This is a genomic window from Legionella sp. (genome assembly GCF_047605385.1).
Taxonomy (GTDB): domain Bacteria; phylum Pseudomonadota; class Gammaproteobacteria; order Legionellales; family Legionellaceae; genus Legionella.
In genome coordinates, this window is record NZ_JASGFU010000065.1 from 1 (window position 1) to 13,237 (window position 13,237).

Here is a 13,237-nt window from a genome sequence, read left to right on the forward strand (position 1 = left end):
TGATCTAAATTAAAGCGGAATTCGCTTTTGCCCCGTTTCTGTAAATCAACCCAATGTTGTCCCACTCGCTGATAATTAATTTCGTATTAACTGGATCTGTAGGTTTAATTAGATCATTTTTAAAAGTTTTGGTCCCAATAAATGCAACCAAAGACGTCTCGGCTTTTTCGTTAATCTTGGTAATTCTTGGCATGAAGTCATAGCCAAATAAACGCATTAATCCAAAATTTACACGATTTACTGAGTGCATGTCGCCCGACACCGCTGAAATTTTCAAATCACTGCTATTGTTGTAGACAATATCTAATACATAATGGCTTTCATGTTCATTAGCGCCAATAATTTTTGTGCTCACAGGTAGATGGTTAGCAATCAAACTGTAGGATACAACGCCTTTGCCGTACCCAAAGTACTTAGTGGAATATCGTGACAAAATTGTCTGATATTTGGTCTCTAATTTTTGCCCATCCAAGCTTGCATGTATTCCGTAGTCTGATAGATTATAATGCTTGAATATTGGCAATTGAGCAATATGGTTTATAATTCTATCACCAGCGTCAACCAAGCAATTGCTTTTTTGAAAAACTTCAGTACAGATGGGCGATCTCGTCTCTCTGACAACATAAAATCGATGGTGTTCCCTTCCTTATCTACTGCACGATAAAGGTAAACCCATTTTCCATTTACTTTGATATACGTTTCATCCATCCGCCAACTACTACCTACTGGCTTCTTCCTTTTTCTGAAGGCGTGTTCGAATTGCGGTACGTAATGAACAACCCATTTTTGAACCGTTGAATGATCCACATCAGCTCCACGCTCATCCATTAGTTCTTCAATATTTCGGTAGCTCAGTGGATAGGCAAGCTTCCAGCGAACTGCCATTAATATTAAATCTTTTGGAAAATGACGGACTTGGAAACTAATCATAGTGCACCTTTTTTAGAGCACACTATAACAGCGATTTTCTATTTTCGACAGAACCGGGCTCTCGGAGTCAAATGGCATTTTCCGGATAGGCTCTTATTGGTCACTCAGTTTATTACACTTCCACAGAACCTTTTGGTGCGCGGCGTTTGTTTTTTGAACTAGCCCATGCATCAAAATTATATAGTTCATTTAAAATAGGAATGTTTTGCCACTTATCTTTATCAATGAATTCGAGTATTCCTTTAATTAATTCGTGATAAGTGAGATTAAAGTGAGCGGATCTAGATAATTCTCTATATAATTCAACAAAACGGATACTTCCTTTACAAATAGCATCAATATGTTTTGTTATATTTTTCTCCGTGCCACGGCCAAAGTCTGTAATTGACGCATTATTGTTGTCAGGATCATAGCCTATTATTGTATCGTGTGGCGCTGAAAAAAGAAGTTCTATCATCACTCGGTTGTTGTATATTTTATCTATTTGCTGAATGGAATAACTCGAAGAGTCAAGTAAGGCAGACAGCTTCATCTGGTGTTGGCTCTTGATTCGCTCTGAGGGATTTGCAAGACAAAAATAATAGCCGTAAATGTCTAATTCAAGAAAAGAACTTACCGCTTGAATAAATGCCTCTTGCGACGTTCCTCTCCATCCAACGTCAACTAAAGCAACTTTTTGTCTTGCTTGTATACCTAAGGACTTGATATAATTAAATAGCCCTCTAAGATTACGTTGACAAACTTTTAAAATCTCCCAACGATAAGCATACAAAAACTCACTCATTAATGGAAAAAGCTCCGCGCTTAATTTTATTTCATTACCTAACCCTAAATTCGACATTACACTAGGAGCTGGGCTAGGAACGCCTATGCGCTCTAACAGCTCATTGGGGGATAATCCATCGCAACCTGATAATAGGTAAGGAATGTATTGCGTAAAATTTTCTTGGGTCATTGCTGCTAGAGTAAATGCCGTTCGTGAGCCATGGAAATAATTACATTTAGGTAGACCGTCTATATCTAATTTTTCAATCAGCTGTTGCATGACATATCCATCACGAGCAAGAAATAAAATATGATCTATAGTGTCTTGTTGGGCTTTTTCTTTGATCCATTCAATAAATGCCAGTGCAGCAGCGCCGCCATATAAAAATCCAAAGGCTTCATAGCTACCGCAAGGTATATCTTTTGCCCTGATGTCTAATAGGCTATGCACTATAGAAGAGATTAAAGGAGAGTCTTTGTCCTTTTTAACGGCTGGTGATGCAACATAATGGTATGCTTTTAGTCCACGTTTCTGTGCCCATTTATAATCTGCTACGTGATTATCACCAATATGCAAAACGTTCTGAGGTAGCACACTAAGCTCTTCAACTATTATTTGGAATAATTCGCCCGAATCCCGTTTAGTGGCATTTTTATCTGCAGAACAGTAAATGGGAATCCCTGATATACCATATTTTTCGAGTGCTTGAATAAAAAAATCGCCTGATAAATACATATCTGAGGTAATGATAATACGTTTATTGGAATTTAATACGTGCTTAAATATAGGAAATAACTCTGCATTGGGCTGTATTAGTTTAAGCTCAAGTTCGTTTTCCCTGGTGATCAGCTCATTAATGGGAATATCTTTAATTTGAAAGCCTTCATAGATATCCGCAATGGAGATCTCTCGTCGGCCATTTTGTATCATGCGTTGAAAAGCTTCTGTTTGCGCCTGTTTGCGGTAGGTACGAAAATGTTCAATTCCCCACATCTGACCCAATAGATCAAAGACATCTTCGGGATCAGACACCAGTCTTACAAAAAGAGTATCAAAAAAATCAAATGAAATAACATCTGCTGTTTCAATTTGCTTCCAGAAGTTTGTATCGCCAAATTGTAACAGAGATAAACCATCATCATTGCGCATTGTAGTTTTATTGTCGTTCATATTTATATCCGTTGCATTGGAAGCTCAAAATTACATCCATTCGGGTGTAGATTGACATTAAAAAATGGATCAAATTGATAATACTTGGGATGCTTATCGTAGAGCTTATCCATCTCTTGATGTAATCGCTTCAATTTCCCTGAATTCACTAAATCACTTCCACGACTAATAGATTCATGATGATAAAGAGTTGTCGCTTGACAAACGACATTATAATATCCGGCATCAATACATCGAAAGCACAGATCTACATCGTTGTAGGCAATAGGAAACTCTTCATCAAATTCACCTATCTCCAAAAATTTCTTTTTCTCAATCATTAAGCAAGCCCCAGTGACCGCAATCCAATTATATTCAAGGGAATTGCGCATAAAATATCCTGGATGATCTGGAACATAATGTAGAAAGGCATGTACGGGGCCGGTAGATAAATTTAATACACCCGCATGTTGCGTTTGTTTTGTATTCGGATATAAAAGTTTAGCTCCAACTGCGCCAACATGAGGTAAGGAAGCATAAGCTGCCATACGTTCTAACCAGTCATTGCCAATAACCTCTGTATCATCATTCAAAAATAATATTATTTCTCCCTTAGATGCCTTTACTCCTAAGTTATTTAACTCCGAAAAGTTAAATAAAGCATCATGTCTAATAATGGAAATGTATTCTTTCTGATTTAGCTCGTTTAAATAAGCAAAGTTATTCGTCTCTATAGAACCATTATCAATAATTATTAGTTCGTAATTTTTATACTTTGTTTTTTCTTCAATAGAGCATATACAGCGACGCAATATAGGTAGATTATTTTTTGTAGGGATAATAATGCTAATTAATGGGGAGCTTGTTAGGTGATAATTTATTCGAAAATACCCAGGGTAAGCTTTTGTTGCCTCAAGACTACCCTCCAATTTCCTACGTTTTAATGCTTCGAGTCTAACTTTTTGTGATGCTTCTAATACATAAGGTTTGGCACTAATATCTGCGGCTACTGATGCAGGGGTAATTCGCCAATGATATAACACTTTAGGAATGTGGCTTATCTGTTTAGTATGTTCTGCAACTCGTAAAACGAAATCCCAATCTTGGCAGCCATCATATTCAGATCGTAATAATCCTGTTTTTTCTAGCAACGACTTACGAACGCAAGACACATGCCCCGTGAACATGGTACTCATCATTGTATCAGGGGACCAATCTGGTTTGAAATGAGGCTGGGTATAATAATAATCCTCCGTTAATTTATCTTCATCACTGTAAATAAAATCAGGTTTATCCCGTTCAATACAAAGTGCCAGCTCATACAAACAATCAGCGGTTAATACATCATCATGATCCAGAAAGACAATAAAATTACCTTGTGATGCCTCAATTGCCGTATTAGTCGCCCCAGAAATTCCACTATTTTTTTCTAAGTGAATCACTTTGATTTTTGTATCAGTTAATTTACTCAAAGCCTCTTGCAGAGCTGGGTCAACACTACAATCATCTGCTAAAATTAGCTCCCAATAGGGGTACCATTGATTTTGAATAGACTCCACCAACTCATCTAAAAAATATAATGGTGTGTTATAGGTTGGAACAACAATAGAAAACAGTGGCGGTTCATTGAAAGAGTCAATTACTGCTTGAGCATTACCAGGCTTTGCTGGCGGAATATAACAATATTCTTGTGGCGCAGTGACTAAATGATATCCTGTGCTGGGTGCATACTGAATGTTTTTTTGTTGATACTGTAGAGAAGCCCGCGCATTTTGATTAATTCGTGCAAACTCATAATGCACTATTCTTTGTTTCCTTAGTTGGCTTACAATGTTGCTAAGCCCTCCCGTTTTAAAGAAAAAAAGTGCTTTAGTTGCTGATTTACGATAACCATGTTGTTGAACTACAGAAACAATGATTTGTTTTGCAATCAATGCCTTATTTACTAAAGCACCTACGTTACGCATAGGTTTTGTGACACGCCAGCTACTAGAGCTTTTGAGATCTGCAATCGTTTGAGTCATGTCATGAACTTGTTGACTCAAAACATGAATCTGCTCACTTAGTTTAGACTTTGTTTCGCTGAGCTTAGACTCTGTAGTACTGAGTTTAGATTCTATAGCGCTGAGCGTGGATTCTAAATGCACAATCTTGTTGGTTTGCTCTCCAGCAAGACTATTTAAATTAACAGTACAAATAGGGATATTTAATTTTGAAATCCTACGGAGTAAATTAAAAGGATATTGTCTCACCTTACTTTGAAACAAATCCTCCATGAGCAAATAATTTAGCATCTGTTTTTCATTTAATTCAAACCCCAATGTATTATAAACCGCTAAAAAAAATCCCATCCAAGTATTGGTAAATGTATTAGCAGGTCTACCAAAACGAGAAACCATGCTCGTTAATCCTAAGAGACTACGAAATATTAAATATCCTGCCGATATTTGATCCGCCCAGTGCCACTCCGTATCGATTACATGTGCGACTCCCTGGGTATCTAATATAATATTTTGTGGCACTAAGTCAATACAGTCGCCCGGTAGTAATGTATCAAGGGCATTTATTGGCGTATACGGCTCATTTTTGGCAATGAGCAACGCGACGATAGCTAGATAACGCTTAAAAAAGGCACCTACTTCATCAAAGCCCCAGCCTTCGCGTGTAATGATTTTAACAAACTCGCGAGCCAATGGTTTTCCATAAATATATGGAGGGATCGATGCTATATGAAGAGAAACACCATCTAAGGTTGTTGTACAATGGGCTTGGTGATCTAATAAGTTGTATTTAATCTCAATAGCTCCGGAATCATTTGGTACGAATAAGGTTTCTTTGCAAAAGGCAGGAGCTCTTTGGGTTGCATAATGATAGGCAAGAGTGTCCGCAGCAGGTAGTTTTTCGGCAGTACTCTGAGCTACGATTAAAAATGAATTGGCTAAGTCTAGTGCTATTTGATTCTCTGCTATGCTTGGCCAAACCAGTTCCGGTGAAAAAGCTAGATAAGGAGGCAGTTGTGGATCATGGCGTACACTTTGAGCCGCCAATGTCCCTGCATCAAAGTCGGGACAAGAAAAGCCTTTTTCACTAATAATGGAGCAAGGAAGTTTATAATCAGGAAAGGGGGCAAAAAATTGACTGTCAGAAAAGCCTGCTTGCTCCAGGTACTTTATTAAGACTGCACGCCCGTAGGTTGTTGGTTGTTTATCACTATAATGTCCCTCTATTCCATACATCACCTGTCCTAGATGATCCTCAGGCGCACCCGAGAAATATTTAAGGCCCAATTGATTTTCAATGGCGATTATTAATTTCCCTTGTGGCTTTAACATCGATTTAACTCGCTGGAGCATGTTTTGCACGGGACTGGTCCCAGGCATAAAGACCTTAGCATACTCGAGTACACCAATTAAGGTGATTACATCAAATTTTTGTTCCCAATTAAATAAGTCAAATCGTTCCGCTATCACGGTGACATTATTGAGATCGCGTGTACGTGAGCGGGTTATTTCCGCGCGCCTTAATGTCCCTTCGAGCGCTAAGACATTAGCACCACACTCACCTAAGTAACGTGTAATAGCACCGCAACCAGAGCCTATTTCAAGTACGTCTGCACCATCAAGCATACTTTGCAAAGGGCGTAAGAGATTACTACGCTGAGCGCTTAAATGATAAGTCGAAGGCCAATCCACACAATGTTGTTGCAGTTCTGAAGATAATACCGAAATGTCCTGTGCTTGCGCTATGACGGCTGCGAGGCCATTTTCAATTGTATCTCCATCATTATAAGAAATACTGGAGAATTCAGCGCGTGACCACACTTGAGTGGTTGCATTAAGGTAATATTTTTTTTTTGAAAATAGCTCATTCATGCAGAAAGTTCCTGAGTGGTAAGTTTTAGCCCTAAATCGACAAGACCAAAAAAATTGGTTGGAGGTAAGACATGTAGATGTATCGCATCATAACGTCGGTCATGGGGAATAATTTCAGCTCCTTGACTCGAGGCTATCCCTAGTGAAATAAAATAATCGCCAGGAGAAAGTCGGCAGGGAAATGAAATTTCAGACTGGATCGTATCGCCAAGCGCGCCTAGTGTTTTAAACTCATCCGCATTTAGTGTTTCTGAATTGACACCATAAATAGTTACGCCTTCTTTAGTTTTAATCGTAATTCCTAGAATAGGGCGTATAACATCCGTTAGAAATTTCATCGTAATACGCAAGGTAATGAAATCGCCACTACTGATTGCGGATGGATGTAGTTTTTCATTAGCGTATAAGGAATAATCAAGTATTTGTGCCGCACCGTCTCCCCAGCGATATTCATAGGGGTTATAGCTAGGGCGAGTAGAAAATAAGTCCTCTGTGATGCTTAATGTATCTTTAGGTTTAATTGTACCAGAATGCAGTGGCAGCTCCTGTTTGGGCAGTGCTCGCTGCGCTTTCCCAAATAAAAGATCATGATAACAATTCACTATATGACGAGATTCACCTTCCTCCATAATGCGCCCAGAATTTAATAAAATCGCTCGTGAACAATGGGTAACAATCTGACTGCTGTCATGAGTAACCAGTAAAATGCTGGTTCCTTGTTCGCGAAGTTGGTTTAGTCTATCAAAACATTTGGCTTGAAATTTTGCATCGCCTACCGCTAAGGCTTCATCGACAATGAGAATATCGGGGGTAACTTGTGCTTGTACTGCGAAGGCTAATCGAATATTCATTCCAGAAGAATAAGTCTTAGTGGGTTGCTCAATAAAATTGCCTATATCGGCAAAGGCAAGAATGTCATCAAAACAGGCATCTATTTCATCTTTACTTAATCCCAGCATGGCTGCGTTCATGTAGACGTTCTCACGCCCAGTGAACTCTGGATTAAACCCACAGCCTAATTCTAATAGAGCAGCAATACGCCCCTTTGTACTAATATGGCCGGTTGTTGGCGTCAATGTGCCGCAGATCATTTGTAAACGAGTTGATTTACCACTGCCATTTTGCCCTATGATACCAATCGTTTCGCCTTTTTTTATCTCAAATGAAACATCTCTGAGCGCCCAAAACTCACTCCCATACGATCTACGACTACGCGTAAGCATCTGCAGTAAACGCTCGTAGGGTTTATCATAAATACGATAGCATTTACTTAAGCCTTTCACCTCAATGACGGTTTCTCTAGAGGACATCAGCAAATCCTTTACGTGTTTTTTGAAACCAGATAAATCCTATCCACGCACAGGCCAGTGAGACCAGGAACAGTACAGCATAGGAGATGATATTAGGAACAGTACCCCAATATAAAACATCCCTTACCTCCTCAATGGCATGAGCTAATGGATTGATTTTTAAATAAATTTGGTATTGTTCTGGTAATGCAGTTATTGGATAAAATATCGGAGATAAGAACATCATGATGGTCATCAAAATGCTCATGACATAGCCTATATCGCGCAGATAAACGCCCAGCGACGATATCATCCAACTTAGGCCTAAGGCCAGCAATGCAACAGGTAACATCATGAATGGAAAGAATAACAGGGTTGCATGGGGTATACCGAACAGAACGATGTAACATAACAACCAGACACTGGCGCTCATCAATAGTTGAAATAGTGCCGCGCCAAGTGAAACCCAAGGTAAAATTTCTAATGGGAATATGACTTTTTTCACATAATTGGGTTGTGAAATGACTAGGGTAGGTGCCTTTAATATACATTCGGAGAAAAAGTTAAAAACAATTAAACCGGAAAAAAGCACCAACGCAAATTCTGTTGTTGAACTACTTTCGCTACTCCAGCGCGCTTTAAATACTACGCTAAAAACAAATGTGTAAATAATGAGCATTAATACGGGCTGAAAAAAAGACCAAAAGAGTCCAAGTACCGAACCTTTATAACGACTTAAAATATCGCGTTTGGTCAACGTGGTAATTAACTCTCGGTTACGCCAAAAACTAGCCAGTAACTCTCTTGGGCTTGTATTAAAGTGTTTCATACAAACATCTCTGCATCATGCAATAATAGGCCTTGTTGGTCTTTGGCAGACAGAATGGGGCTACCATCTAATGGCCAATCAATATTTAAGGTCGCATCGTCCCAGACTATGCACCGCTCATGTTGCTGAGCCCAATAATCCGTTGTTTTATAAAGCAATTCGGCGGTTTCTGATAACACCACAAAGCCATGTGCAAAACCTTCTGGAACCCATAATTGCTTAAAATTATCAGCGCTTAATACCTCGCCAACCCAATGTCCAAAAGTAGGGGATTGAGCGCGTAAATCAACCGCTACGTCAAAAATCGCACCGGATGCGGCACGCACTAGCTTACCTTGAGCCTGTTGAATTTGATAATGTAGACCACGAAGTACATTTTTGCTTGAACGAGAATGATTATCTTGGACAAAGTACACCGAATGTCCCACTGCTTTTTCAAACTGCTGTTGATTAAAGCTTTCCAAGAAAAAGCCGCGTTCATCATGAAATACTTTGGGCTCGAGAAGCAGAACTTCAGGAATCTTGAGAGGGGTGATCATCATGCGTACACCTCTTCATTTAACAGGGCCATTAGATAACGACCATAGTCATTTTTAAGAAGTGGTTTTGCTAAGCGTTCTAATTGCACGTTATCAATCCATTTTTTTCTATAGGCAATTTCTTCAGGGCAGGCTATTTTGAATCCTTGACGAGTTTGTATGGTACTGACAAACATGTCAGCCTCTAGCAATGAATGATGAGTTCCAGTATCCAACCAAGTATGGCCTCTGCCCATCAGTTTCACATTAAGTAATCCTTGCTCAAGATAAAGGCGATTGAGATCCGTAATTTCTAATTCGCCACGTGCCGATGGTTTTAATTGACGAGTCAACTCAACGACTTGGGGATCATAAAAATACAAACCTGTTACGGCATAATTTGATTTGGGATGCGCCGGTTTCTCTTCTAAATAAAGTACTTTGCCTGAAGCATCAAACTCTGCAACGCCATAACGCTCAGGATCGTGTACATGGTATGCAAAAACCGTAGCTCCTTGTTTTTGCTGCATTGCCTCGTGAGTTAAATGATGAAAATCGTGACCATAAAAAACATTATCTCCTAATATTAGGGCTGGATAATCATCACCAATAAATAATTCGCCTAAAAGAAACGCTTGCGGAAGGCCTGCTGGTTCTGGTTGAACTATATAATCAAGATGAATACCCCATTGTTCGCCATTTTTTAAAAGATCTTGAAACATAGGCAGATCTCTGGGAGTAGATATAATTAGAATATCTCGGATCCCTGCCAGCATGAGGGTACTTAATGGATAATAAATCATGGGTTTATCAAATACCGGCAATAATTGCTTGGAAATCACATTAGTTGCTGGATATAAGCGAGTTGCTGAGCCACCCGCCAAAATTATTCCTTTATGCTTCATTAAAATGTCCTGCTTGAATTAATTGATGAATAATACGATCTACGTGAACGGTCCAGTCAGGTAGAACAAGTCCGAGACTGGAGGTCAATTTAGTCGTGCTTAATACGGAGTTTTTAGGCCGTTTTGCAGGCGTAGAATACTCTTCACTAGTGATGCTATTTATTTGTGCTGGATTTAGTTTTAAAGTGATCCCTTTTTTAGTGGATTCACTCACTATATAAGACGCTAAGTCATACCATGTTGTTACGCCACTAGGGGTTAAATGATAAATTCCTGCTGCTAATTGGTCGCGCAGCGCGGCATGAATGGCTAATAAGGTGACATCGCTGATAAGTTCTGCTGATGTTGGTGCGCCTCTCTGATCATGAATTACATTAAGACTTTCTTTGTGCTGCGCTAATCGTAAAATAGTTTTTATAAAATTAGTGCCGTGTAAGGCATAAACCCAGCTGGTTCTGAAAATATAGCCACGACAGCCACTCTTTAGAATAGCCTGTTCTCCAGCTAATTTTGATGCGCCATAAATGTTGAGAGGGTTCGTCGCATCGTGCTCTACATAAGCATCTTGTTTTGTACCATTAAACACATAATCGGTTGAGTAATGAATTAAAATGCTATTGTGTTGGTGGGCATAATCCCCTAGTTGAGCAACCGCTTCATGATTCACTTTATAGGCATCTTCAGGGTTGGTTTCGGCTTTATCAACAGCCGTATATGCTGCAGCATTGATAATGACATCGGGTTGCACGTGTTTTAATAGAGTATGAACAGCGTTTGCGTCTGCTAAATCAAGCTCAGCGCGACCTACTGCAATTACTTGTCCTAAAAGAATTAAACTTCGTGATAACTCACGTCCGACTTGACCATCTTTGCCAATAAGCAGCAGCTTCATTTATTGCTCCTTTTGGTACTGAGTTAAATACCATTGGACTGTTTTTAAAATACCAGTGTTAAATGTTTCCTGTGGTTTCCAATCGAGCTCAAACGCTATTTTCGTTGCATCAATGGCATAACGGCGATCATGGCCCGCTCTGTCTGTAACATAAGCAATTTGGAAGGCGTAAGATTGTTTGTCCTGACGAGGGGCGAGCTCGTCTAAAATAGAGCAAATGGTTTGCACTACCTCAATATTCGCTTTTTCATTCCATCCGCCAATATTATAAACTTCTCCTACTTTTCCTAAGTTCAATACGGTGCGAATTGCCGCACAATGATCAGCAACATAGAGCCAATCACGAATATGTTGACCATCACCATAAATAGGGAGCTGTTTTCCCGTCAAGGCGTTTAAAATGCATAATGGAATGAGCTTTTCAGGATATTGATAAGGACCGTAATTATTGGAACAGTTGGTGGTCAGTACGGGTAGGCCATAGGTATGATAATAAGCGCGAACTAAATGATCGGATGCTGCTTTACTCGCGGAATAAGGACTGTTCGGTTCATAACGATGTTGTTCAGTAAACGCAGGTGCATTTGCTGACAGAGAACCATAGACTTCATCAGTAGACACATGTAAAAAACGAAAATCATTTTTTAGTGGAGCTTCCAGTTGGCTCCAATAATGACGAGCTGCCTCTAATAGCGTGAACGTGCCAACAATGTTGGTTTGAATAAATTCACTGGGCCCATCAATAGAACGATCCACATGACTTGAGGCTGCAAAATGAATGATGGCTCGTACCTTACGTTCTTTTAACAACTGTGCTATTTGTTCTTGGTTATTAATATCAAGAGGTACAAAACAATGCTTAGGGTTGTTTTGTAGGCTTGCTAAATTGTTTAGGTTGGCCGCATAGGTTAATTTATCGACGTTAATGACGGTTTCATCATGTAATGCCAACCAATCCAATACAAAGTTACTGCCAATAAATCCTGCACCACCAGTTACTAAAATACTCATTCTTCTTGATCCTAAATTTTTTATATTCTATTAAAAACGGCACCTAAAACCAAGCCTAATTGCCCGGCAATCGTTTGACGATAAAGTCCTAGTTTATAAAATTTTATCAGCCGCTCAATAACGCTAGTCTGTCTTGCCTGTTCAAATTGCTGAAGGATGTACTTATTTTCTTCTGTTAATAAATGAGAGGCATCCAATAAGCCTTTATTATTTAAGTTAATCCAATCCCTAAGTCGGCCTTTGAACAGCATCCGTATTCTATATAGCTTGGCTTTGAAACCCACACTAGAGCCTACTACATTTGCATTATGCTGGCGGTAGTGTACGTAGGGAGTAAAATCATAATGCACTTGGCCACCAGCTCCGCAAACCAATAAGTAAGCCCACCAATCATGGGAAGCAATGCGTGTATTTAGAGTTTGTTTCAGCAAAGCAAGGGTTGCTGAATTAAATACCATAGTGTTGCCGCCAGCAATATTTTGTACTAATGCATTTGGGAAACTAGGTGTTTTGGTAAACAACGGCGAATGACCTTGGCTTCTTAAGTTCTCATCGACTAAATGCGTTCGCCCACAATAAAGGGCAGGGGTCTCTTTAGGTATCGTGGTCAACCAATCAATTGCACGGGCTAACTTATTTGGGTACCACACATCATCTTGGTCCGCAAAAGCATAATAGGCACTGTCATCTTCTACTTTTGCTATGAGTGATAAAAAATTAGCCGCAAATCCTTGTCGTGGAGAATGATGAATAACTACTTTATAGTGTTTCAGTATGGACAGAGTATTATCGCTGGAGCCATCATCTGAGGCGACTATAGTGCAATTCTGATGTGTTTGATTCGCAATAGAATCCAGTTGCTCTTCTAAATAAGTCTCGCCATTATAAGTGGCAAGGAGAATAGTAACTCGTGATTTAGACATGTGACAATCCTTGGTTCTGTCGAAAATTTTATACAAAGTTCGTTATGGCCTTATTGAGGACGTAGTTATGCTGCAAGTTCATAAAACTGTTTCCAAGCAGGGGTTCTAGCCGGGAACCTCAGAAATTTCCGGACAGTTTTTAGTCCTATTTTT

At 39.4% G+C, this 13,237-nt stretch carries 10 protein-coding genes and 1 pseudogene; all 11 read right to left on the bottom strand.

Going from position 1 to position 13,237, the window contains the following annotated elements:
* Window positions 1-4: 4 nt before the first annotated feature.
* Window positions 5-565 (bottom strand): Tn3 family transposase, encoded by a 561-nt coding sequence (locus QM652_RS11945; protein ID WP_415076094.1) that lies wholly within the window; start codon window positions 563-565, stop codon window positions 5-7.
* A gap of 2 nt (window positions 566-567) precedes the next feature.
* Window positions 568-930, bottom strand: a pseudogene (locus QM652_RS11950) (IS6 family transposase); the annotation flags it as partial.
* A 112-nt stretch (window positions 931-1,042) separates the two neighbouring features.
* Entirely contained in the window at window positions 1,043-2,866 is a 1,824-nt protein-coding gene (locus tag QM652_RS11955; protein WP_415076096.1) for an HAD family hydrolase, read from the bottom strand.
* 2 nt (window positions 2,867-2,868) lie between these two features.
* Window positions 2,869-6,717 (bottom strand): glycosyltransferase, encoded by a 3,849-nt coding sequence (locus tag QM652_RS11960; RefSeq protein ID WP_415076098.1) that lies wholly within the window; start codon window positions 6,715-6,717, stop codon window positions 2,869-2,871.
* Window positions 6,714-8,027 (bottom strand): ABC transporter ATP-binding protein, encoded by a 1,314-nt coding sequence (locus QM652_RS11965; protein ID WP_415076100.1) that lies wholly within the window; start codon window positions 8,025-8,027, stop codon window positions 6,714-6,716. The genes QM652_RS11960 and QM652_RS11965 overlap by 4 nt, the downstream gene beginning before the upstream one ends.
* Window positions 8,017-8,835, bottom strand: coding sequence for an ABC transporter permease (locus QM652_RS11970; protein WP_415076102.1), 819 nt, complete (start codon window positions 8,833-8,835; stop codon window positions 8,017-8,019). Before QM652_RS11970 ends, QM652_RS11965 begins: the two co-directional genes overlap by 11 nt.
* A complete protein-coding gene (gene rfbC, locus QM652_RS11975; RefSeq protein ID WP_415076104.1) occupies window positions 8,832-9,377 on the bottom strand; it encodes a dTDP-4-dehydrorhamnose 3,5-epimerase in 546 nt (181 codons plus the stop codon). The genes QM652_RS11970 and rfbC overlap by 4 nt, the downstream gene beginning before the upstream one ends.
* On the bottom strand, window positions 9,374-10,258 hold the full coding sequence (gene rfbA / locus QM652_RS11980) for a glucose-1-phosphate thymidylyltransferase RfbA (protein ID WP_415076106.1): 885 nt from the start codon (window positions 10,256-10,258) through the stop codon (window positions 9,374-9,376). Before rfbA ends, rfbC begins: the two co-directional genes overlap by 4 nt.
* Window positions 10,248-11,150: a dTDP-4-dehydrorhamnose reductase gene (gene rfbD / locus QM652_RS11985; protein WP_415076108.1), complete on the bottom strand. Its 903-nt coding sequence runs from the start codon at window positions 11,148-11,150 to the stop codon at window positions 10,248-10,250. The genes rfbA and rfbD overlap by 11 nt, the downstream gene beginning before the upstream one ends.
* A complete protein-coding gene (gene rfbB, locus QM652_RS11990; protein ID WP_415076110.1) occupies window positions 11,151-12,161 on the bottom strand; it encodes a dTDP-glucose 4,6-dehydratase in 1,011 nt (336 codons plus the stop codon).
* A 20-nt stretch (window positions 12,162-12,181) separates the two neighbouring features.
* Window positions 12,182-13,084 carry a glycosyltransferase family 2 protein gene (locus QM652_RS11995; RefSeq protein ID WP_415076112.1) on the bottom strand — a complete coding sequence of 301 codons (903 nt, stop codon included), beginning with the start codon at window positions 13,082-13,084 and terminating at the stop codon, window positions 12,182-12,184.
* Window positions 13,085-13,237 lie beyond the last annotated feature (153 nt).